At 69.4% G+C, this 22,318-nt stretch carries 15 protein-coding genes; all 15 read right to left on the bottom strand.

Going from position 1 to position 22,318, the window contains the following annotated elements; all coding sequences use genetic code 11:
- Positions 1–34: 34 nt before the first annotated feature.
- The 15 genes from LPB142_RS03250 to LPB142_RS03180 all read right to left on the bottom strand — a co-directional run bounded on the left by LPB142_RS03250 (position 35) and on the right by LPB142_RS03180 (position 22,137).
- Positions 35–1,834 carry an NAD(P)/FAD-dependent oxidoreductase gene (locus tag LPB142_RS03250; protein ID WP_071165506.1) on the bottom strand — a complete coding sequence of 600 codons (1,800 nt, stop codon included), beginning with the start codon at positions 1,832–1,834 and terminating at the stop codon, positions 35–37.
- Positions 1,835–1,973: 139 nt separating this feature from the next.
- Positions 1,974–3,743 (bottom strand): sigma-54-dependent Fis family transcriptional regulator, encoded by a 1,770-nt coding sequence (locus LPB142_RS03245; RefSeq protein ID WP_071165505.1) that lies wholly within the window; start codon positions 3,741–3,743, stop codon positions 1,974–1,976.
- A gap of 87 nt (positions 3,744–3,830) precedes the next feature.
- The gene (locus LPB142_RS03240; RefSeq protein ID WP_068766076.1) at positions 3,831–7,139 is read right to left on the bottom strand and encodes an error-prone DNA polymerase; all 3,309 of its coding nucleotides are present in this window, start codon (positions 7,137–7,139) and stop codon (positions 3,831–3,833) included.
- Complete coding sequence (locus tag LPB142_RS03235) at positions 7,136–8,590, bottom strand: Y-family DNA polymerase (protein ID WP_071165504.1); 1,455 nt, start codon at positions 8,588–8,590, stop codon at positions 7,136–7,138. Before LPB142_RS03235 ends, LPB142_RS03240 begins: the two co-directional genes overlap by 4 nt.
- On the bottom strand, positions 8,532–9,086 hold the full coding sequence (locus LPB142_RS03230; RefSeq protein ID WP_071165503.1) for an ImuA family protein: 555 nt from the start codon (positions 9,084–9,086) through the stop codon (positions 8,532–8,534). Before LPB142_RS03230 ends, LPB142_RS03235 begins: the two co-directional genes overlap by 59 nt.
- Positions 9,087–9,124: 38 nt before the next feature.
- Positions 9,125–12,238, bottom strand: a complete 3,114-nt coding sequence (locus LPB142_RS03225) for an efflux RND transporter permease subunit (protein ID WP_071165502.1) — start codon at positions 12,236–12,238, stop codon at positions 9,125–9,127.
- A complete protein-coding gene (locus LPB142_RS03220) occupies positions 12,235–13,584 on the bottom strand; it encodes an efflux RND transporter periplasmic adaptor subunit (RefSeq protein ID WP_083392583.1) in 1,350 nt (449 codons plus the stop codon). The genes LPB142_RS03225 and LPB142_RS03220 overlap by 4 nt, the downstream gene beginning before the upstream one ends.
- Before the next feature lie 127 nt (positions 13,585–13,711).
- The gene (locus tag LPB142_RS03215) at positions 13,712–14,638 is read right to left on the bottom strand and encodes a carbohydrate kinase family protein (protein ID WP_071165500.1); all 927 of its coding nucleotides are present in this window, start codon (positions 14,636–14,638) and stop codon (positions 13,712–13,714) included.
- 11 nt (positions 14,639–14,649) lie between these two features.
- Positions 14,650–16,125 carry a mannitol dehydrogenase family protein gene (locus tag LPB142_RS03210; protein ID WP_071165499.1) on the bottom strand — a complete coding sequence of 492 codons (1,476 nt, stop codon included), beginning with the start codon at positions 16,123–16,125 and terminating at the stop codon, positions 14,650–14,652.
- A gap of 2 nt (positions 16,126–16,127) precedes the next feature.
- Positions 16,128–16,901, bottom strand: coding sequence for an L-iditol 2-dehydrogenase (locus LPB142_RS03205; protein WP_071165498.1), 774 nt, complete (start codon positions 16,899–16,901; stop codon positions 16,128–16,130).
- The gene (locus tag LPB142_RS03200; RefSeq protein WP_071165497.1) at positions 16,898–17,902 is read right to left on the bottom strand and encodes an ABC transporter ATP-binding protein; all 1,005 of its coding nucleotides are present in this window, start codon (positions 17,900–17,902) and stop codon (positions 16,898–16,900) included. The genes LPB142_RS03205 and LPB142_RS03200 overlap by 4 nt, the downstream gene beginning before the upstream one ends.
- 10 nt (positions 17,903–17,912) lie before the next feature.
- On the bottom strand, positions 17,913–18,743 hold the full coding sequence (locus LPB142_RS03195; RefSeq protein ID WP_071165496.1) for a carbohydrate ABC transporter permease: 831 nt from the start codon (positions 18,741–18,743) through the stop codon (positions 17,913–17,915).
- 9 nt (positions 18,744–18,752) lie between these two features.
- Positions 18,753–19,622, bottom strand: coding sequence for a carbohydrate ABC transporter permease (locus LPB142_RS03190; protein WP_071165495.1), 870 nt, complete (start codon positions 19,620–19,622; stop codon positions 18,753–18,755).
- A gap of 78 nt (positions 19,623–19,700) precedes the next feature.
- Entirely contained in the window at positions 19,701–21,005 is a 1,305-nt protein-coding gene (locus tag LPB142_RS03185) for an ABC transporter substrate-binding protein (RefSeq protein ID WP_071165494.1), read from the bottom strand.
- A gap of 106 nt (positions 21,006–21,111) precedes the next feature.
- Entirely contained in the window at positions 21,112–22,137 is a 1,026-nt protein-coding gene (locus LPB142_RS03180) for a LacI family DNA-binding transcriptional regulator (protein WP_071165493.1), read from the bottom strand.
- Positions 22,138–22,318: the final 181 nt, after the last annotated feature.

Raw genomic sequence — 22,318 nt, 5'->3', positions numbered from 1 at the left:
CCCCCGGCCGCGCGGGCCGGGGGCGGAAGCGGCATCAGGACAGGTGATGGACTTCTTGCAGCCCATAGACCGGGGTCTCGAGCCCCTCCATCCGCGCCTTGAGTTGCAGCGCGAGATAGAGCGAATAGTGCCGCGACTGATGCAGGTTGCCGCCGTGGAACCAGAGGTTCTCCTGCTGGGTCGGCTTCCACATGTTGCGCTGTTCGCCCTCCCAGGGGCCGGGGTCCTTGGTGGTATCGGAGCCGAGCCCCCAGACCTTGCCGACCTTGTCGGCGACCTCCTGGCTGATCAGATCCGCCGCCCAGCCGTTCATCGAGCCGAACCCCGTCGCCAGCACCACCAGATCGGCGGGCAGGCGCGTGCCATCGGCGAGCACCACCGCATCTTCCTCGAAATGGTCGATGCCGCCCTTGGCGAGCTTGACCTCGCCGTCGATGATCAGCTGGCTGGCGCCGACGTCGATGTAATAGCCCGAGCCGCGGCGCAGGTATTTCATGAACAGCCCCGAGCCATCATCGCCCCAGTCGAGCTCGAAGCCCGCCTTTTCCAGCCCGGCGTAGAAGTCGGCATCGCGCGCGCGCATCTGGTCATAAAGCGGGATCTGGAATTCATGCATGATCTTGTAGGGCAGCGAGGCGAAGATCATATCGGCTTTCTCGGTGGTCACGCCATTGGCGAGCGCCTCCTCGGAGTAGAGCGCGCCCAGCCCGATCTCCATCAGGCTGTCGGAGCGCACGATATGGGTGGAGGAGCGCTGCACCATGGTCACATCCGCCTCCCCCTCCCAAAGCGCGGCGCAGATGTCATGGGCGGAGTTGTTCGAGCCGATCACCACCGCTTTCTTGCCCGCCCAGCCATCGGGGCCGCGGTGCTGCGAGGAATGCTGGATCGTGCCCTTGAAGCGCTCCATGCCGGGGAAGCGCGGCAGGTTCGGCTTGCCCGACATGCCGGTGGCCAGCACGAGCTGCGTCGGGCGCAGCGTCACCGCCTCGCCATCGCGGTTGACCTCGACCGTCCAGGTTTTCGTGGCCTCGTCATAGCGCGCCCGCGTCACCTCCGAGCGCGACCAATAGGGGATCTCCATCACCTTGGTATACATCTCGAGCCAGTCGCCGACCTTGTCCTTGGGGGTGAACACCGGCCAGTTGTCGGGGAATTTGATATAGGGCAGGTGGTCATACCAGATCGGGTCATGCAGGCAGAGCGACTTGTAGCGGCTCCGCCACTGATCGCCGGGGCGGTCATGCTTGTCGAGCACGAGCGCGGGCACGCCGAGCTGGCGCAGCCGCGCGCCAAGCGCGATGCCGCCCTGCCCGCCGCCGATGATCACCACATAGGGCTGGGTGGTATAGCCAAGCGCCGCCTCCTCCTCCGCGCGCCGTTCGGCCCAGGAGCTGCGGTTCTTCTGCGCGCCATGTTCGGCGCCCATCGGCCGGCGCTTGCCGCGCGGCTCCTCGAAGCCCTTGAGCTCCTGCAGCGCGGTGAGCAGCGTCCAGATCCGGCCGTCGCGCAGCCGCAGCAGGCCCCAGCCGCGGCCGACCCTGGTCTCGAAGGTGATCCAGGCGGTGACCACGCCGCCCTCCTCGGCGGGCAGCTCGCCGGTCTGGATCTGGAAATTGCCGATCCGGGTCTGGGCGAGCTGGTGGCCCAGCATGTCGGCAACGCCGCCCGGGCCCTCGACGGTCTTCAGGTTCCAGCTCACCGCAACGAGGTCGCGCCAATAGCTGTCGGTGGCAAAGAGCGCCGCGGCGCGGTCGATATCGCCGCTCTCCAGCGCGGCATTCAGGCTGTCGAGGACCTCCTGGGTCTGATGGGTCGCAGTCAGATCAAGCATCGCGTCTCCTCCCTTGCGCGTGTCTCAGGAGGGATATCAGCGGCGAAAAAGGCCCCGATCCATGGGCTTTGCGTGCAAGCGGGGCGAAAAACCCGGCGCCGCGGCGCGGCATGTTGCGCGCGCAACCGGGGCGCAACGTTCAGCCGGGCGGCTGCAACCCGGCGGCGCGGATCCGGCGCAGGATCGTCGAGCGGTTGACCCCGAGCCGGCGGGCGGCGCGCGCCATGTTCCACTCGCAGGCGGCGAGCACCTGTTCGAGCGACTCGCCCGCCGCAGCGGCCGGCGGCGCCAGGGGGCCAGACGCCAAGGGCCCGGGCGCCAAGGGGCTGGGCGCGACCGGCGCGGGCAGGTCATGCAGGTCGATCACCGGCCCGTCGCACAGCGCCGCGGCGACATCGAGCACCTGCTCGAGCTCGCGGATATTGCCCGGCCAGCTGCGCGCCATCAGCTCGGCCCGCGCCGAGGGCGAGAGGCGGACCGCATCGGCGGCGTGGCGGCGCAGGTGGCGCTCCATCAGCCAGCCCAGATCGCGCCGCATCCGCAAGGGCGGCACGCTGAGCACCGCCCCCGCGAGCCGGTGAAACAGCGTCCGCGGCAGCGCCACCCGCGCGGGCTCGAGGCAACAGGTGGAGAGCGGGCGCAGATCGGGCTGACGGTCGAGCAGCCCGGCGAGCGCGGTGGCGGTCTCGGGGGCGAGATCCTCGATCCGGCGCAGCAGGAGCGTGCTCGGCCCCGCCAGCGCCTGACAGGCCGCGCCCAGCGCCGCCGCGCTCAGCCCGGCGCAATCGAGGCTGAGAAAGCCCTGCGCCTTGCTGGTCATGTGGATGGCGCGCGCGAGGCGGGTCTTGCCGGTGCCGGTCTCCCCCGCGATCAGCAGCGGCACCGTGCCGGGCGCGAGCCGCTCGGCCTGATCGAGCAGCCGCGCCATCGCCGGATCGCCGCCCGAGAGCCCCGCGAGCGCGCCGCCCGAGCGCATCCGCGGCAAAGCCTGGCGCGGCGCCTTCGGCGCGATCGCATGACCAAAGAGCGCGCCGCCGTCGCGGGTTTCGATCACGCGCTCCTCGGTGGGGCGGTCGCGCATCAGATCGGGCAGGTCATCGACGCTGACGCCGAGCACCTCGTCGATGCGGTGGCCGAGGATCGCGCCGCCCTCGGGGAACAGCCGCCGCGCGGCGCTGGTATAGCCGAGCACCCGCCCCGAGCCGTCGAGGCGCACCGCGACCTCCGGGTCGACATCGAGAAATTCGGGGCTCGAGGAGAGCCGCAAGACCCAGTCGCGCGGGCTCTCGGCCATCAGATTGGCCATCTCGACGCGGCGCGCGGCGGTGGTCACGAGGCTCATCGCGAGGCTCTGGCTGGTCTTGGGCGCGGGCGAGCGCAAAAGCGAGATATCGAGCACCGCGGCGAGCTGGCCGAGGCTGTCGAAGATCGGCGCGGCGGTGCAGGAGAGCGCGGTATGGGCATTGCCGAAATGGTCGTCCTGATGGACGGTCACCGGCGCCTGGGTGATGATGCAGGCGCCAACCCCGCAGGTGCCGGCGAGATCCTCCGACCAGTTCGAGCCCAGATAGAGCCCCGCCGAGCGCAGATCCTCGGTGAAGAGATCATCGCCGAAGAAATCGACGCAGACGCCCTTGGCATCGGTCAGCAGCAAGACGTAATTCTGCCCCGCCACCTGCCGAAACAGCGATTGCAGCCCCGAGCGCGCCGCGGCGATCATCCATTCGGCCTGTTTGCGGTGCTCGCGCAGCTCGGCCTCGGTGACGATATGGGCCGGGTCGGCGCGCATCGGGTCCATGCCGTAAAGCTCGACACAGCGCCGCCAGGAGGCGGAGACAAAGCTGTCCCGCCCCGTCGGGTTGCCCTCCAGAACCCGCTCGATCTCCTCGACATGCCGTGCGTGCTTCATCGCGCGCAGCCTCCCTGGCGCGACTGTAGCACGAGATTTCCGCCGCGCAGCCCAGACGATGGTCGCAAGCGCGGGATCCCGCCGGGCTCAGCGGAAATCGCGGCTCGGGAACAGGCGTTTGGCCTGTTCGCGCGGGTGGCGGGCGCGCGGGGCGGGCCGCGGCGGGCGCGGCGCGTCATCGGCCTGCGGGCCGGTCAGGCCGATCACCTCGGGCAGCGGGTGGCCCAGATCGGCGAGGCGATGGGAGAGATCCTCGATCTCCTCGGCGATCAGATGCACGACGATCCCCTCGCGCTCCAGCCGGCCGGTGACGCGCAGGAGCCGCCCGCCCATCACCGCGCGGCGAAACCGGGCGAAGACCTTTTTCCAGATCACGATATTGCTGACGCCGGTTTCATCTTCGAGGGTGAGAAACACCACCCCCGAGGCGGTGCCGGGGCGCTGGCGGGTGATGACGAGGCCGCAGACCGTGGTGCGGCGCAAGGGCGCCGTGGCCAGCGCATCATGGCGGGTCAGGCCGGGCATCGAGGGGCGCAACAGCTCCATCGGATGGGCGCGCAGGGTCAGCCGCGTGGCGATGTAATCCTCGACCACCTCCTCGCCCAGATGCATCTGCGGCAGGCTGACCGCGGGCTCATGGATCGCCTCGCCGTCGAGCGGGTCGTTGAACAGCGGCAGTTGCGCGGGCGCCCGGATCGCGCGCACCTGCCAGAGCGCATCGCGCCGGGTCAAGCCCATCGCCGCGAAAGCATCGGCCTCGGCGAGCCGTTCGAGCGCAGCCGGCGCCACCTGCGCGCGCAGCCAGACGCTCTCGGGGTCGCGGTAGCCGTTGGCGCGCGCCGCGGCGATGCGGGCGGCGTCCTCCTGCCGGAAGCCCTTGATCTGGCGAAACCCGAGCCGCAGCGCCAGCGCGCCATCGGCGCGGCGCTCGAGCGTATTGTCCCAGGCGCTGTGGTTGACGCAGATCGGGCGGACCTCGACCTGATGCTCGCGCGCGTCGCGCACGATCTGGGCGGGGGCGTAAAAGCCCATCGGCTGGGCATTGAGCAGCGCGCAGGCGAAGATCGCCGGGTGGTGGCATTTCAGCCAGGCCGAGACATAGACCAGAAGCGCGAAGGCCGCGGCATGGCTCTCGGGGAAGCCGTAATCGGCAAAGCCCTCGATCTGGCCAAAACAGCGCGCCGCGACCTCGGGGCTGTAGCCATTCGCCAGCATCCCGGCGATGAACGTGTCGCGGTGCTCGCCGATCGTGCCCATCCGGCGGAAGCTGGCCAGCGAGCGGCGCAGATGGTCGGCCGCTTCGGCGCTGTAGCCCGCGCCCACCACCGCGATCTGCAACGCCTGTTCCTGAAAGAGCGGCACGCCGAGGGTGCGGCGGGTGACCTCCTCGAGCGCGGGGCCGAAGGGTTCGGGCGCCTCGAGGCCCTGGCGGCGGCGGATATAGGGCTGGACCATGCCGCCCTGAATGGGCCCGGGGCGCACGATCGCCACCTCGATCACGAGGTCGTAAAACTCGCGCGGCTTCATCCGCGGCAGGAAATTCATCTGCGCGCGGCTTTCCACCTGAAAGACGCCGACCGCATCGGCGCGCTGCAACATGCGGTAGGTCTCGGGGTCTTCGGGCGGCACGGTGGCGAGCGTGAGCGCGCGCCGCTCATGCTGGGCGAGCAGCGCGAAGGCCTTGCGGATGCAGCTGAGCATGCCGAGCGCCAGAATATCGACCTTGAGGATGCCCAGCGTGTCGATGTCGTCCTTGTCCCATTCGATCAAGGTGCGATCGGCCATCGCGGCATTCTCGATCGGGCAGAGCTCATCGAGCCGGCCGCGGGTGATCACGAAACCGCCGACATGTTGCGACAGGTGGCGCGGAAAGCCGATGATCTCGCCGATCAGGCGCAGGGTCTGGGCGAGCCGCCGGTCGCCCGGGTCGAGGCCGAGCTCGCGGATCCGCTCGGGGGCGGGGCCCGCGGAGGACGAGCCCCAGATCTGGCCCGAGAGGCCCGCCGTCACGTCCTGGCTCAGCCCCATCACCTTGCCCACCTCGCGGATCGCGGCGCGGGTGCGGAAATGGATCACGGTCGCGCAGAGCCCGGCGCGGTGGCGGCCGTAGCGGGCGTAGATCCACTGGATCACCTCCTCGCGCCGCTCATGTTCGAAATCGACGTCGATATCGGGCGGCTCGCCGCGGTGGCGCGAGATGAAACGCTCGAAGACCATGCCGATCATCTCGGGGGCGACATCGGTGATGCCGAGCAGGTAGCACAGGATCGAATTGGCCGCCGAGCCGCGGCCCTGACACAGGATCCCGCGCGAGCGGGCGAACTGCACGATATCGTGGACGGTCAGGAAATAGGCCGGGTAGTTCAGCTCCGCGACGACGGCGAGCTCCTTGGCGAGCAGCCTGCGCGCCTTTTCGGTCGGGCCGGCGGGGTAGCGCCGCGCGAGGCCCTCCTGCGCGAGCCGGGTCAGCCGCGCCATCGGGGTCTCGCCGCCCTCGGCGGTCTCGTCGGGGTATTGGTAGCTCAGCTCGGAGAGATCGAAGCCGCAGCGGGTGGCGATCTCGAGCGTGCGGCGCAGCGCGGCGGGGTGGTCGTGGAAGAGGCGCTGCATGTCGGGCGCGCCTTTCAGGCGGCGCTCGGCATTGGGCAGGGCGCGGGTGCCGATCGTGTCGATCGTGCAGCCCTCGCGCAGGCAGGTCAGCACATCGGCGAGCTGGCGGCGCGCGGCGCGGTGCATCAGCACATCGCCCACCGCCACCATCGGCGTGGCGCAGCGCAGCGCGAGCGCCGCACAGGCCGCGAGCCAGGCCTGATCCGAGCCATCATAGCGCGGCGCGGCGCCGAGATAGACATCGCCCGGAAACCGCCGCCGCAGGGTCTGAAGATCGGCGCCGGCCTGCGTCAGATCGCGGGGCAGCCCGATCAGGATCAGCCCGGCGCCGCCCTCCAGCAGATCGGCGAGATCGAGGTGGCAGCCGCCCTTCTCCGCGCGCCGCTTGCCCAGCGTCAGGAGCCGGCAGAGCCGCTGATAGGCCGCCAGATCGGTCGGCAGCGCGAGCCAATCGAGCGCGCTGTCGCGCAGCACGAGGCGGGTGCCCACGATCAGCCGCGGCAGGCGCGGCGCGGCCGGGCGGGGGATATCCTGCGGCGCGCCGATCTCCTGGCGCGAGCAGCTGTCGAGGCGGTGCTGCGAGCGGATCCGCACCGCCTCGGCGGCCTCGTCGCGCAGGATCTGAAGCGCGCGGAAGGCCCGCACCACCCCCGCGAGCGAGTTGCGATCGGTGATCGCGATCGCCTCGAGGCCGAGCTCGGCGGCGCGGGTGACCAGCTCCTCGGGGTGCGAGGCGCCGGTCAGGAAGGTGAAATTCGAGGTGACACAAAGCTCGGCGTAGCTCATGCGAATTCCCCCTGCACGAACCAGCCGGGGGCTTGCGGCGTGTAGAACATCCACAGCCGCCGCCCCTCTTCGGTCTCGACCTGCCAGTAATCGCGCAGCCCGCCCCGCCAGGCGTCATCGGGCAGCCACCATTCCGGCGCGATCCGCTCCGGGCCGGTGGCGCGGCCGGTGGTGAGCGCCATGCGCCGCCAGCGGAACCGGCGCGGCGGGCGCGGGCCGGTGGCGTCGACGGGCTCGGGCGCAAACAGCCACAGCGGCCGCGGGCGCGCCGGAGCCCAGCCCCCCTCGGGGGTGGAAAACGCCGCCGGGGCGAGGGTGAAGCTGCGCTCGGGGATATGGCTGTCGGCAGGCAGGAAGCGCAGCACATTCTCCAGCCCGATGCGGGTGCCGATCCGGGTGATCAGATCCTCGAGCCGGCCGGGGTCATGGCGGCGCTCGGCGCCCAGCTGCTCGGGGGGGAGCGGCTCGACCTGCACCGCCTCGAGGCGCATCTGCTCGATGCCGAACCCCGCATCGACCCCCTCCACCGCGCGCTGAAACAGCGGCGCGATCCGCGCCGGGTCGCGCAGCGGGCGCGCCAGACGCAGCTCCACCTCGCGCGCATCGCCATCGACCCGGCGCAGGGTCAGGCACAGAACCCGCGCCCCGGCCTGATGCGCCTGCAACTTGTCGCACAGCCGCCCGAGCAGCCGCCCGAGCCCGGCCATGACATCGTCCACCAGCCCGATCGGCTCGGGCAGGCTCAGGCGCACGGCGTAATGGGGCGGCTCGGCCTCGGGGCAGATCTGCTCGGGCTGGCGGCCGAGCGCCTGATCGAGCCGCGCCAGCAGCCCCGGCCCGAAGCGGCGCGCGAGCGGGGCGCGCGGGCTCTCGGCGAGCTGACCGATGCGGCGCAGGCCCATCCGTTGCAACCCCGTCACCGTCTCGGGCTCCAGCCGCAGCGCCGCCACCGGCAGCCCCTCGAGCGCCGCCCCCTCGCCGTAATGGGCCCGCGCCCAGGCCGCGCCGCGCGTCGCGCCCAGACCGATGCGCACCGCAAGGCCCGCCCGCTCCAGCCGCGCGCGCAGCGTCGCGATCAGCGCCGCCTCGCCGCCCCACAGATGGGCCGAGCCGGTGATGTCGAGCACCAACCCGTCGGGGGTTTCGGGCCCGACCCAGGGGCACCAGCGCGTCGCCCAGCGCCGCAGCAAGACCGCGAATCGCTGATCGGCGAGCGGATCGGCCGGGCGGCTGGCGAGATCGGGGCAAAAGGCGCGCGCATCGGCAAACGGCATCCCGCGCGCGAGCCCGCAGCCGAGCGCCGCCTCGTTCAGGCAATAGACCCGCTCCGCGCCGCCCTGGCGCAGGGTCAGGACGAACGGCCCCTCGAGCGGGCGCGCGCGCAGAGCCCGGTCACTCGCGAACCGGGGAAACCACAGCGACACGATGCGCCTGCGGGTCCCATCGAACATGCCAGGCTCCAGTTGTTCCTGATTTGTTCTTGATAAGCCGCCAGAGCTGACGAGTCGAGTCCTGCGCATCGAAACTGGGGGTGCACTGCCAGCGCGTCTCGGCGGCGTTCGAGCCCATGCCCTCGGGGATCAGGCACAGCCCGGTCGCGCGCCCTGCCCCCGCGGCGAGTTGCAGCCGCCGCCCCTCGCGCAGGTCGAGCGCGCGCGTCACCTCGAGCACGACGAGGGGCACCGCGCCATCCTTGAGCGCCTCCTCCGCCACGCCAAGCGCATCGGCCTGATCGGCGGGGCGGGCGAGCAGGACCCGCCCGGGGTCGAGGACCGGGGCGAGGCCCACGGGGTTCAGGATCTCGGGGCGCCAGGCCTCGCGGATCCAGAGCACGGGGCCCTCCGCCATCGACGCCGCAATCGCGGCAAAGCCCGCGGCGCCGGGGCCGAAGGCCTCATGCACGCGGCCGGCGCGCAGCGGCAGGGAGGGGAGCGAGGGCATAAACATTGCACGAACATACCCCAGCCGCGCCGCGTTTCAAAGGCTCATCCCGCGGCGGGGCTCGCCGCCTCGCGATCGGCGACCGAGACCCCGAAATCCTCGAGAATCGCGAGGATCGCGGGGGTGACGACCAGCGACAGGAGCGTCGCCGAGGTCAGCCCGAAGGCGAGGCTCGCCACGATCGGGCGCAGGAATTGCGCCTGAGTCGATTGCTCGAAGAGGAGCGGGCCGAGCCCCACGACCGTGGTCAGCGAGGTCAGGAAGATCGCGCGGAAGCGGTCGCGCACCGCCTCGGTGCCCGCCTCGAGGATCGAGGCCCCCGCCGCGCGGCGCTCGCCGATGAAAGCGTCGAGCAGGATCGAGTTGTTGACCACCACGCCCGCGAGCGTGGCCAGCCCGACGAGGCTCGGCAACGAGATCTGCAACCCGAGCGCCAGATGCCCCCACATCACCCCGATCAGGCTGAGCGGCACCGCCGCGATCACCGCGAGCGGGCGGATGAAGCTCGACAGCGTGAAGGCGAGCAGCAGATAGACGCCGAGCGCCCCGGCCGCCATGTTGCGCGCAAGCGAGGCGCCGGTGGTCGCGGTATCTTGCTCCTCGCCCAGCACGACGACCTTCACGCCGGGGCGCTTCTCGGCCAGACCGGGCAGATACTCGGCCCGCATCGCCGCCATCAGCTCGCGCGCATTGGCCCGCGCGGGGTCGATCGTGCCCTGCACCGAAACCGCGCGCACGCCGTCGACATGGGTGATGGTGCTGTAGCCGCGGGTCTCCTCGACCGTGGCCACCGCCGAGAGCGGCACCAGCGCGCCGCCCGCCCCCGGCACCCGCAGCGCCAGCACATCGCCGATATCGCGCCGCTCGCGTGCCGCGAGGCGGGCGACGACATCGATCTGGCCATGGGCATCGGCGAAGCTGTAGGCGCTGTCGCCGCGGAAGGCCGCGCGCAGCTCGCCCGCGAGCGCGGCGGGCGTCACGCCAAGCAGGTTCGCGGCATCGGGTTTCATCCGCACCACGAGCTCGGGCTTGCCCGCCTGCAGATCGAAGGCGACATCGCGCACCCCGTCAAAGCCGCGGAAGAACTTGCGCAGCTCGCGCGCGGTCTGGGCCAGCTCCTCGAGGTTCTCGCCCTCGATGAGCAGGTCGATCGGCTTGCCGCCGGCGCCGCGCTCCTTGTCGGTGATGCGGAAGGCGTCCATGTCGGGCATCTGGCCGACGAGCTTCTTCCAATCGTCGAGCACGGTGCCCACCGCGGTGGTGCGCACCCCTGCGGGCAGGAGCGCGGCGCTGACGGTGGCCATGTTCGGCCCGCTCGAGGGGCTGTCGGCGTTCATCCCATAGGTGATGGTATAGGAGAGCACGAGCGGCTGGCCGTCGGGCTGCTCGGGGGACCAATCGGCGTTGAGCTGCTCGAGCGCCTTGACGACCCGTGCCACCCGCGCCTCGGTGCGCGCGAGCGGCGCGCCCTCGGCGAGCAGAAGCCGCGCCTCGACGGTATCGCTCTCGAGCGTCGGGAAGCTCTGGAACTTGATGAACCCGCCGGTGAAGGGCGCGACCGAGAGCGCCACCAGCGCCGCCGCGAGGCCAAGCGTGAGATAGCGCCCGCGGATCGCGCGCGCGGCGAGCGGCACGACGACCCCGTCGCGGAAGCGCTCGAACGCGCCGTTCACCGCCCGCCCCACCGGCCCCGGGCGCAGGTCATGGCCGAGCGAATGGCGCATATGCGCGGGCAGGATCAGGAAGGCCTCGATCAGCGAGACGGTGAGCGTGATCAGAAGCACGATCGGGATATATTTCAAAAGCGCGCCGATCGTGCCGGTCAGGAAGCTCAAGGGCCCGATCACCATCGCGGTGGTCAGGAACGAGGCAAACACCCCCGGCCCGACCTGTTTGACGCCGTTGATCGCGGCCAGGGCGGCGCTCTCGCCCGCCTGCCGGCGGCGCACGATGTTTTCCGAGATGACGATGGCGTCATCCATCAACAGCCCCGTCGCCACCAGCAGCGCGACCATGGTCATCATGTTGACGGTATAGCCCAGCAGCTGCATCGCGAAGATCGCGCCGAGGAAGCTCACCGGCAGGCCCATCGCCACCCAAAACGACATCCGCAGCCCGAAGAAGAGCCACATCGCGACGAAGACGAGGATCAGCCCCTGCACGCCGTTGGTGCCGATGATCCGCAGCCGCTCGACGATGTTCGAGGTCGAATCCTGCGAGATCGCGAGGGCGATGCCGGCGGGGGCCTCGGCCTGGGCGCGGGCGATTTGCGCATCGAGCGCGGCGCGCACCTTCAGCGCATCCTGCGCGGCGGTTTTCGAGACAGCGACGATCGCGGCGCGCTGGCCGTTGAAGAAGCTCGCCTGCGAGGGGTCGTCGAAGCCCGGGGTGAGGGTGGCGACATCGCCGAGCCGCACCTGGCCGCCCGAGGCGGCGCCGGCGAGCGGGATCTGCGCGAGCTCGCGCGGCGTGCGTTTCTCGCCCAGGAAGCGGATCGCGGTGTCGCCCGCGGCGCCCTCGAGGGTGCCCGCGGGCATGTCGAGGCTGTAGCGGGCGAGCGCGCTCGCTATGCTCGTCATGTCGAGCCCGTAGCGCTCCAGCGCGGCGCGGTCGAATTCCACCGCGATTTCCCGGTCGGAAAAGCCGTTCACATCGACCAGCGCGATGCCCGGATCGGCGCGCAGCCGGTCGGCGAGCTCTTGGGCATAGGCGTAGAGAACGGCCGGGTCCTCGGCGCCGGTGACGGCCACCGAGGCGACCGAGGCGGTGCGCTCCACGACCTGCACGAGCGGCGCATCGGCCTTCTCGGGGAAGCTGGTGATCGCGTCGATGCTGTCCTTTATGTCATTGTAAAAGCGCGTCATATCCGCGCCCTCGATAATCTCGGCGGTGATCTGGGCGGCGTTTTCGCGCGCCAGGCAGGTGAGCTTGGCGAGGTTCTCGACCTTCATCAGCTGCGGGTCGGCGACGGTGCAGATCCCGGTCTCGACCTCGGCGGGCGCGGCGCCGGGGTAGGGGATGCGCACCGAGACCTCGGCGGGGGGCGTCGCGGGGAAGGTGTCGCGTTGCAGGCCGGGCAGCGCGAGCAACCCGAGCCCCCCGATCGCGATCATCAGGATATTGGCGGCGGTTCGATGGCCGGCGAAGAGGCGGATCATTGGGTCGCCCCCTCAGCCGCTTTCTTGCCCGCGCCCGTGCCCGCGCCCGTCGGAGCGGCGCCCGGCGCCTGGCCCAGCGCCTCGGCCTGCAGCGCGGCCTTGCGCGCGGCATCCTCGACCGGCTTGACCGCCATCCCCGGCACCGCGATCGAGGGGTCGGTGATGACGAGCTGCTCGCCCTCGGCCAGCCCCGCGCTCACCACCGCCAGATCGCCCGAGGCGAAGCTCGTCTTGACCGGGCGTTTCTCGAGCACCCCGTCCTTGACCACGAGCGCCGCACCGTTGACCACGGCCTCCGCCGGCACCACGAGCGCGGGGCGCTTGGGCGCGAAGAGCTCGACCTCGACAACCATGTTGCGCCGCAGCGGCGGGCGCTCGCCCGCGACGCTCTGGCCGAGCGGATCGGTCACGCGCACCACGACCGGCGCGCTTTGCGTCGTCGCGTCGATCGCATCGCCCATCCGCACCACCTCGGCCTTCCAGAACACCGGATGCTCGGCGCCCGGCAGCGTGACGCGCGCCTTGAGATCGGACACCTGCGTGCCCTCGCCCACCAGCCGCAGCAGCGGCCCGATCCGGCCGATCGGGAATTGCGCCGCGATTTCAACGGCCTCCACCCCTTCGCCCGAGAGCAGAACCTGCCCGCGGCTGACATATTGGCCGAGATCGGCGGCAAGCTCGGTCACCCGCAGATCATAGGGCGCGGTGATCTGCGCAAAGCCGATCGCGCGGCGGATCGTCTCGGCCTGAGTGGCCAGAACCTCGCGCTCGGCGGCGTTCAGGGCGAGCTGGCTCTCGAGCTCGATCACCTTGGTGCGGGTGCTGAGCTCCTGCCGGCGGGTCGTCTCGAGGGTCGCCTGCGTCACAACGCCCTGCGCGGCGAGCTTGTCCTGGCGCGCCAGATCCTGCTGGGCGAGATCGAGATCGGAGCGCGCGAGCGCAAGGCTCGCCTCGACGGTCTGATCCTTGACCCGCGAGGCGGCGAGCTGGGCGTCGATATTGGCCAGATCGAGCTTGAGATCGCTGTCATCGAGGGTGAAGAGCGCAGCGCCCGCCTTGACGACATCGCCCGCCGCCAGCGGCGCCGCGATCTGCACGATTTCGCCCTCGACCCGCGCCACCGCGCGCCATTCGCGCACCGGCGCCACCGTGCCATAGCCCGAGACCCGCGCCATCAGATCGAGCGGCGCAAGCGTCATCACCCGCACCAGAACGGGCGGCCGGCTGGCCGCGACGGGCTCCGGCAAGGTTCTGAGTTTGCCCGCAAAAATCACCGCGCCCACGCCGATTGCCAGCGGCACCGCGACCATCAGCGCGCGCCCGACCCCTTGGCCAAATCGTGCCATTTCCGTCTCCTCTGCCCCGTTCAACCGGAAGCATACATTCGCATTTGTGTATGCGATACCTTTGAGACGCGGTTTCCCGTCGCGCCGGCCGCTGCGCCGGATCGCCGCAGGCCGCGCGGGAGGAGGATCAGAGCTCGTGCACCCAGGGCGGGTTGGCGCCCGCGCGCGCCACCGTCACCGCCGCGACCCGCGCACCAAAGCGCAGCGCCGCCTCGGCCGCCGCGGGCGCAAGCGTCGCGAGGCGGGATTTTTCGAGCAAGCCTTGCCGGGCGAGCTCGGCCAGAACGCCCGCGTTGAACGTATCGCCCGCGCCGACGGTATCGACCACGGTGGCGGGGCGCGCAGGCACCGCGACCTCGGCGCCGCCGGGCAGGACCGCCACCGCCCCCGCCGCGCCGCGCGTGACGATCACCACCGCCGGGCCCGCCGCCTGCAGCGCGCGGGCCTTTTCGACGAGCGGCGCCGCGCCCGGTTCGAGCCAGTCGAGATCCTCATCGGAGACCTTGAGGATATCGGCGCGCGCGATCATGGCCCCGAGCCGGGCGCGGTAGCGCGGCGCATCCGCGATGAACCCGGGACGGATGTTGGGGTCGATCATCACCGCGCGCCCGGCGCCCTCGCGCGCGAGGAGCGCGGCATAGGCCTCGGCGCCGGGCTCGCAAGCGAGGCTGATCCCGCCGAAAAAGAGCGCGGTGACCTCGGGGCCGAGGGCGGGCATATCCTCGGGCTCGATCATCCGCCCGGCGGAATTTTCATCGTAAAACCGGTAACTTGCCTGGCCGTTGGTGAGCTGTACGAAGGCGAGCGTGGTGGGCCGGTCGCTCAGGATCGCATGGCGCGTCTCGACATGCGACGCGGCAAGCGCCGCCGCGAGGCGCGCGCCGAACATGTCGCGCGAGAGCCCGGTCAGGAGCCCCGCCGCCGCGCCGAGCCGGCCGAGCGCGATGGCCGTGTTGAACACCGCCCCGCCGGGGTAGGGCACGAAGCCCTCGCCCCCCGCGACCGTCGGCTCGGGGATCATGTCGATCAGCGCTTCACCACAGCACAGGATCATCGGCGGTCCTTTCACGGGGCAAGATAGGCGTCGAGCGCGGCCTCGGTGCCCCGATCCCAGATCAGCCGCAGCCAGCGCGCGAAAGCCTCGGCGAAACGCGGCTGATCCGCAAGATCGCCGTAGATCTGGGGCATCGCGAGCCAGGCCTGCGGGTCGGCCTTGGCCGCCGCCGCGCGGGCGGTCAGATCGGCCCAGAGCGGGTCATTGGGCAGGATCACCGAGCCATCCTCGCGGGTGCCCGCGCACATCCGCGCCCAGAGCGCCTCGACGAGCGCGAGCCCTTCGATGGGCGTGCCGGCCGCGAGGCCTGCGCGCAGGATCGGGTGCAGAAAGCCGGTGTGGCGGGCGCTGCCGTCAAAGGCCACGCGGCGGGTGGTGTCGAGGATGCGCGGGTTGGAAAACCGCCGCTCGATCAGATCGACATAGGCTTCCGGGGTGCGGCCGGGCACCGCGCGCACATGCGGCACGATTTCCTCGATCTCGAGCTTGCGGAAGAGGCCGTGGATCTTCGGATGCGCCATGCAGCCCGAGATCGTCTCGATGGACATGAGCTCGCCCGGGGTCGCGATCACCTGATGGCCCGCGTTCAGGATGCGGATCTTCATCGCCTCATAGGCGTGGACATCGGCCGAGAAGGTCGCGCCCGCGCGGTCCCAATCGGGGCGGCCGGCGCAGAAATCGTCCTCGATCACCCATTGGCGGAAGGTCTCATGGGTGACCGGCGCGGCGTCCTCGATGCCGAGGCGGGCGGCCAGCGCGAGCTCGGCCGGGCCGGTGGCGGGCACGATGCAATCGACCATGGAATTCGGGAAGCTGGCGTTTGCCGCGATCCAGTCGGCGAGCCCCGGGTCGGAGAGCCGCGCGAGCGAGACCACCGTCTGGCGCAAGATCGCGCCGTTGCCTTGCAGGTTGTCGCAGCTTTGCCCGGTGAAGGGGCCGAGCCCGCGCGCGCGGCGCAGCGCGAGCGCCGCGACCATCGCGCCGAAGGCGGTGCGCGGGGTCTCGGGGTGGGCGGCGTCGTGGAGGATATCGGGGTGGGTCGCGTCGAAGCCCTTGGTCGCGGGGTCGATGTAATAGCCGCCCTCGGTGACGGTCAGCGCGACGATGCGGATATCGGGCGCGGCCATCCGCGCGATCAGCGGCCCGTTGCCCTCGACCACGGGCAGGTAGTCGATCATCGCGCCGACGACCTCGGCCGAGACCCCGGCGGGGTCGAGCGCGATCAGCGTGGTGAGGTAATCCTGCGCGGCGAGGCGCAGGCGCATCGCCTCGTCATAGGGGCGCACGCCCGCGCCGATGATCGCCCAATCCTGCGCAAGGCCTTGTTGCATGAGCCGGTGCAGATACCAGGCCTGGTGGGCGCGGTGAAAATTGCCCAGCCCGATATGCACGATCCCGGCGCCGAGCCGGGCGCGGTCATAGGTGGGGCGCGCGACCCCTTCGGGCAGCGCCGCGAGCGTCGCGTTCGAGAGTTTCATCGGGCTCATCCTCAGCTCATCCATTGTCCGCCGTCCACGTTGTAGGTCTGCGCGACGATGTAATCGGCCTCCGCCGTCGCGAGGAAAATCGCCATGCCGGTGAGATCGGCGGGGCGGCCCATCCGGCCGAAGGGCACGCCTGCGCCGACCTCGCGCTTCTTCTGGCCAAGCGGCTTGTTTTCATATTTCGCGAAGAAGGCGTCGACGCCGTCCCAATGCTCGCCCTCGACCACGCCCGGCGCGATCGCGTTGACGTTGATGCCGTGGCGGATCAGGTCGAGCCCGGCCGATTGGGTCAGGCTGATCACCGCGGCCTTGGTGGCGCAATAGGCGGCGACGAGCGCCTCGCCGCGCCGGCCGGCCTGGCTCGCCATGTTGATGATCTTGCCGCCCTGCCCGCGCGCGATCATGCCCCGCGCGACCGCTTGCAGGGTGAAGAACGTGCCCGCGACATTGATCGCGAAGACGCGCTCGAAATCGGCGCGGGTGATCTCGACGATCGGGGCGGCGGTGAAGATCGCGGCGTTGTTGATCAAGATGTCAATGCCGCCGAGCGTGGCCTCGGCCTCGGCGACGGCGGCGGCGATGCTCGCCTCGCGCGTCACATCCATCTCGATCGCGACCGCGCCGGGGCCGAGCTCGGCGGCGCTCTGGCGCGCGCGGGCGATGTCGATATCGGCGAGCGCGACGCGCGCGCCCTCGGCCAGATAGGCGCGCGCGAAATCGCGCCCGATGCCGCGCGCAGCCCCGGTGATCAGGGCGGTTTTTCCCGCAAGCCGCCTCATTCGATCCGCCCCCCCGCGGCATCGAAGCGGTGCAGATGCTCGGTGCGCGGGCTCAGATAGACCCGCGCGCCATAGGCGAAGGCGCGCTCGCCAGGGGCGCGCACGGTGATCGGCGCCTCGAAGGCCGGGCAATGCAGGTGGAAGAACGTATCCGAGCCGAGATGTTCGGAGACGCCGACGGTGCCCTCCCACAGGCCCGCGGCCTCGGAAATCTCGAGATGTTCGGGGCGGATGCCGATCGTGGCTGCGCCGAATTTCGCGGCCTCCGGGCCCGAGATCAGGTTCATCTTCGGCGAGCCGATGAAGCCCGCGACGAAGGTGTTGCAGGGGCGGCGGTAGAGCTCGAGGGGCGAGCCCACCTGTTCGATCCGGCCGGCCTGCAAGACCACGATCTTGTCGGCCATGGTCATCGCCTCGACCTGATCATGGGTGACATAGATCATCGTTGTTTTCAGGCGTTTGTGCAGCTCGGAGATCTCGAGGCGCATGCCCACGCGCAGCGCCGCATCGAGGTTCGAGAGCGGCTCGTCGAAGAGAAAGGCCTGCGGCTCGCGCACGATCGCGCGGCCGATGGCGACGCGCTGGCGCTGGCCGCCCGAAAGCTGGCCGGGGCGGCGGTCGAGATAGGAAGTGAGGTTGAGCACCTCGGCGGCCTGGGCCACGCGGCGCTCCTGCTCGGCCTTGTCGAGCCCGGCCATCTTCAGCGGGAAGGCGATGTTCTTGCGCACAGACATATGGGGGTAGAGCGCGTAGCTTTGAAACACCATCGCCAGGCCGCGCTTGGCGGGCGGGATCGTGGTGGCATCGGCGCCGTCGATCAAGACCTCGCCGCCCGAGACATCCTCGAGCCCCGCGATCAGCCGCAGGAGCGTCGATTTCCCGCAGCCCGAGGGGCCGACGAAGACCGTGAACTCGCCATCTTCGATGGTCAGATCGAGCGGCGGGATCACATGGACATTGCCGAAGGATTTGGCGACCCGGTTGAGTTGTATCCGTCCCATCTCGGTTCCTTTATTTCACCGCGCCGAAGGTCAGGCCGCGGACGAGTTGTTTCTGGCTGAACCAGCCCATGACGAGGATCGGCGCGATCGCCATCACGGAAGCCGCCGAAAGTTTTGCGTAGAAGAGCCCCTCGGGCGAGGAATAGGAGGCGATGAAGGCGGTCAGCGGCCCGGCCTTGGCGGCGGTGAGCTTGAGCGTCCAGAAGGCCTCGTTCCAGGCGAGGATGACGTTGAGAAGCACCGTCGAGGCGAGCCCGGGCAGCGCCATCGGGGTGAGCACATGGAGCACCTCCTCGCGCAGGCCCGCGCCATCCATCCGCGCGGCCTCGAGGATCTCGCCGGGGATCTCGCGGAAATAGGTGTAGAGCATCCAGATGATGATCGGCAGGTTGATCAGCATCAGCACGATCACGAGGCCGATGCGGGTATCGAGCAGGTGCAGGCTGATGAACATCAGATAGATCGGGTAGAGCACCCCCACCGCCGGCAGCATCTTGGTCGAGAGCATCCACATCAGGATGTCTTTGGTGCGCGCCGAGGGCACGAAGGCCATCGCCCAGGCCGCCGGCACCGCGACCAGAAGGCCCAGCAGCGTCGAGCCGAGCGAGATCACCACCGAATTGGTGAAATGGCCGAAGTAATCCGAGCGGCCCTGCACGATCTGATAGCTCTCGAGCGTCCAGGGCGCGCGCAGCACCTCGAGCGGGGAGAGGATCGCGGCGCCCTCGGATTTGAACGACAGGATGAAGATCCACAGGATCGGGAAGAAGAGGATCAGCCCGATCGTCCAGGCGATCAGCGTGTTGAGAGCCTTGCGGCGGGGGGTGACAGCGCGGGCCATGGTCTCTCCTCAGGCGTCGAGGTTCTTGCCGACGATGCGCATCAGGAACATCGCGACGATATTGGCGAGGATGATCGCATAGACGCCGCCGGCCGAGCCGAGGCCGACATTCTGGCTCTCCAGCACGCGCTGGTAGATCAGATAGGTCAGCGTCTTCGAGCCGAAGGAGCCCTGCGTGGTGACGAAGATCTCGGCGAAGATGCCCAACAGGAAAATCGTCTGGATCAAGAGCACGACGGTCATCGCGCGGCTCAGATGCGGCAAGATGATATGGACGAACCGCGAGGGCCAGCGCGCGCCATCCATCTCGGCGGCTTCGAGCTGTTCCTGATCGAGCGACTGGATCGCGGTGAGCAGGATCAGCGTCGCGAAGGGCAGCCACTCCCACGAGACGATGGTGATGATCGAGCCGAGCGAATGCTGGCTGAGGAATTCGATCGGCGCGAGGCCGAGCGCGCGCAGCACATGGGCGAAAAAGCCGTTCACCGGGTCCATGAACATGTTCTTCCACAGAAGCGCCGAGACGGTGGGCATCACGAAGAAGGGCGCGATCACCAGCACCCGCACCGCGCCCTGCCCCCACATCGGCTGATCGAGGATCAGCGCGAGCCCGACGCCGAGGATCAGCGTGATCGCGAGCACGCCGCCGACGATGATCAGCGTCACCTGCACCGCCGGCCAGAAGGCATCCGAGGTGACGAAGCGGATGTAATTGTCGAAGCCCACCCAATCTTGCGCGACATCGGGGCGCAGCGGCAGGTATTTGCGGAAGGAGAAGTAGAGCGTCATCACGAGCGGCACGAGCATCCAGCCCAGCAGCAACGTGACGGCCGGCGCCATCATCAGACGGGCGGCGGAGCGGGAATGTTGGGTGGCCATGGCGAAGGCTCCTGGACGGGGCTGTCGGGTCGGGGCGGTCGGATCGGGGGGCGCGCGCGGCGCCCCCCGCCTTGGGGCTCAGTAGCCCGCGGCTTCCATCGCGTCGGTGGTCAGCGCCTGGGCCTTGGCCAGGGCCTCCTCCACCGATTGCTGCCCGGCATAGGCGGCGGCGAATTCCTGGCTGACCTCGGTCGCGATCCCGGCAAATTCGGGGATCGCGGCGAATTGCACGCCGACATAGGGCACCGGCTCGACGGTCGGGTGCGCCGGGTCGGCCGTCAGGATCGACTCGAGCGTCATCTTCGCGAAGGGCACCTTCATGTATTCGGGGTTTTCATAAAGCGAGCTGCGCGCGCCGGGCGGCACATTGGCCCAGCCCTCTTTCGCCGCGACCTGCTCGATATAGCCCTTCGAGGTGGCCCATTCGATGAACTGCTTGGCGGCATCGGCCTTTTGCGTGCCCGCCGGGATCGCCAGCGCCCAGGCCCAGAGCCAGTTGCCGTTCTTCTCCACGCCCTCCTTATGCGGCGCGAGCGCGAAGCCCACATGGTCGGCCACGGTCGATTCCTTCGGGTTGGTCACGAAAGAGGCCGCGACCGTCGCGTCGATCCACATGCCGCATTTGCCCTGCTGGAAGAGCGACAGGTTCTCGTTGAAGCCGTTGGTGGCGTAACCCTGCGGCCCCGAGGCATCCATCATCCCCTTGAAGAAGTTGATCGTTTCGGCCCATTGCGGGGTGTCGAACTGCGCTTTCCACTCCATGTCGAACCAGCGCGCGCCAAAGGAATTGGCCATCGCGGTGATGAAGGCGCCGCCCTCGCCCCAGCCCGCCTTGCCGCGCAGACAGATGCCGTTCACATCCGCGCCGCGGTCGGTCATCTTGGCCGCGGCCTCGCGGATGAACTCCCAGGTCGGGCTCTCAGGCATGGTGAGCCCCGCCTTCTCCATCAGGTCGGCGCGATACATGATCATCGAGCTTTCGCCGTAGAAGGGCGCGGCATAAAGCGTGCCGTCATAGGAAAGCCCGCCCGCCATCGCCGGCAGGATATCGGCCGCGTCATACTCCGCCGAGAGGTCGTTGAGCGGCACCAGCCAGCCGTTCTTGCCCCAGATCGGCGTCTCGTACATGCCGATCGTCATGATGTCGAACTGGCCGCCCTTGGTGGTGATATCGGTCGTAACCCGCTCGCGCAGGACGTTTTCCTCGAGCGTGACCCATTCGACCTCGATGCCGGTCGCTTTGGTGAATTCGGCCGTGTAGCCCTGCATCCGGATCATGTCGCCGTTGTTGACGGTCGCGACGGTGATCTTTTCGGCCTGCGCCGCGCCGGCGGTGATCAGCGTGAGCGCCGTCGCCGCACGAAATGCGTTCTTCAGATACATCTCTTTCCTCCCAAGACGTTGATGTATGTCTCCTCAACGCAAAACCTAGGAGGTAATCGGGCGCGCCGTCAATTGTATTTTTACGCGCGGAAATTTTAAACGTGACTCACGCAGAGTCGCGCATCACCAACCGCCCCTCGAAGAGCAGCGTTTCGCGAGGCTTTTCAGCACCTTCGATGGCCCGGAACAGGATCTCCGCCGCCGAGCGCGAGATCGCGTCGTAATCCTGCGCGATGGTGGTCAGCGGCGGGCAGGTGTAGCGCGAGAACGGGTGATCGTCCTGCCCGGCGACCCGGATCCGACTGCCCGAATCGCGCCCGACCTGAATCTTGCTCTCATAACAGGCGGTCAGAAAGCCGATCGCGAGCCGGTCGTTCGAGCACAGGACGGTGTTGGTGGTGAACTGCCCCGCGGCGAGCGCCTTGAGCCCGCCGCGCCGGCCGATCTCCTCGAAGGACCAGCCCTCGCCCTCGACCTGCACGACCCGCGGCTCCTGGCCGAAGCGCTCCATCGCCTGGATATAGCCCAGCCGCCGGCGGTTCGCGTTCGGGTTGGCGGGGTTTTTCATCTCGAAAAAACAAGGCGGTTCGCCGGTCCGGCAGAGATAATCGACGATCAGCATCGCGAATTGGCGGTTGTCCGAGCCGACGAAGGCGAGACCGAGATCGGCGGGCGCATTGTCGAACAGCACCGTCGGCACGTCGCGGCAAAAGCTCTCGATCGCGGCGCGATCCGAGCCGCGCCCGAGCGGCGCGAGCAACACCCCGGCCGGCTTCATCGCCCGCAGCGTCTCGAGGATCTCGTTCTCCAAAGCCCGCGAGCCATGCGCGCTGAACAGCGTCGGCCGATAGCCCGCCGCGATGCAATGCTGCTCGGCCTTGCGCGCCAGTTCGGCGAAAAACGGGTCGGCCAGATAGGGCACCACGATGCCGACATTCTTCGTCAGCTTGCGGTTCTGGTTCACCGCGAAGATATTCGGGCGATAGTCATAGCGCTCGAGCGCCTTCTCGATGCGCGCCCGCGTCGAGGGCCGCACGCTCTCCGGGTCGTTGAAATATTTCGAGACCGTCGGGCGGGAAATGCCGACGCGGGCGGCGAATTCTTCCATGTTGCGGACCTTGGTGGTTCCCATCGCTTCCCCCGATCTTTCCCCTCACTTTACATCATCTTACCGCGCGAAAATTTCAAATGCGACCTTTTCTTGCGCCGCCCGAGGGGCCCGATAACCAGATCGTGCCCGCGCCGGCGCGACAATCGCGCGCATCCTCCTTGGCCCCGGGGCGCGGGGCCTCTATGATCGCCCGCGCGAACAG

This window comes from Rhodobacter xanthinilyticus (assembly GCF_001856665.1).
Lineage (GTDB): Bacteria > Pseudomonadota > Alphaproteobacteria > Rhodobacterales > Rhodobacteraceae > Rhodobacter > Rhodobacter xanthinilyticus.
Note: the sequence above shows the minus strand (reverse complement) of the source record. Positions and strands in the feature narration are given on the sequence as shown.

Coding starts and splice junctions, on each gene's coding strand:
- LPB142_RS03250 (WP_071165506.1), bottom strand. CDS start 1,834: ATGCTTGATCTGACTGCGACCCATCAGACCCAGGAGGTCCTCGACAGC.
- LPB142_RS03245 (WP_071165505.1), bottom strand. CDS start 3,743: ATGAAGCACGCACGGCATGTCGAGGAGATCGAGCGGGTTCTGGAGGGC.
- LPB142_RS03240 (WP_068766076.1), bottom strand. CDS start 7,139: ATGAGCTACGCCGAGCTTTGTGTCACCTCGAATTTCACCTTCCTGACC.
- LPB142_RS03235 (WP_071165504.1), bottom strand. CDS start 8,590: ATGTTCGATGGGACCCGCAGGCGCATCGTGTCGCTGTGGTTTCCCCGG.
- LPB142_RS03230 (WP_071165503.1), bottom strand. CDS start 9,086: ATGTTTATGCCCTCGCTCCCCTCCCTGCCGCTGCGCGCCGGCCGCGTG.
- LPB142_RS03225 (WP_071165502.1), bottom strand. CDS start 12,238: ATGATCCGCCTCTTCGCCGGCCATCGAACCGCCGCCAATATCCTGATG.
- LPB142_RS03220 (WP_083392583.1), bottom strand. CDS start 13,584: ATGGCACGATTTGGCCAAGGGGTCGGGCGCGCGCTGATGGTCGCGGTG.
- LPB142_RS03215 (WP_071165500.1), bottom strand. CDS start 14,638: ATGATCCTGTGCTGTGGTGAAGCGCTGATCGACATGATCCCCGAGCCG.
- LPB142_RS03210 (WP_071165499.1), bottom strand. CDS start 16,125: ATGAGCCCGATGAAACTCTCGAACGCGACGCTCGCGGCGCTGCCCGAA.
- LPB142_RS03205 (WP_071165498.1), bottom strand. CDS start 16,901: ATGAGGCGGCTTGCGGGAAAAACCGCCCTGATCACCGGGGCTGCGCGC.
- LPB142_RS03200 (WP_071165497.1), bottom strand. CDS start 17,902: ATGGGACGGATACAACTCAACCGGGTCGCCAAATCCTTCGGCAATGTC.
- LPB142_RS03195 (WP_071165496.1), bottom strand. CDS start 18,743: ATGGCCCGCGCTGTCACCCCCCGCCGCAAGGCTCTCAACACGCTGATC.
- LPB142_RS03190 (WP_071165495.1), bottom strand. CDS start 19,622: ATGGCCACCCAACATTCCCGCTCCGCCGCCCGTCTGATGATGGCGCCG.
- LPB142_RS03185 (WP_071165494.1), bottom strand. CDS start 21,005: ATGTATCTGAAGAACGCATTTCGTGCGGCGACGGCGCTCACGCTGATC.
- LPB142_RS03180 (WP_071165493.1), bottom strand. CDS start 22,137: ATGGGAACCACCAAGGTCCGCAACATGGAAGAATTCGCCGCCCGCGTC.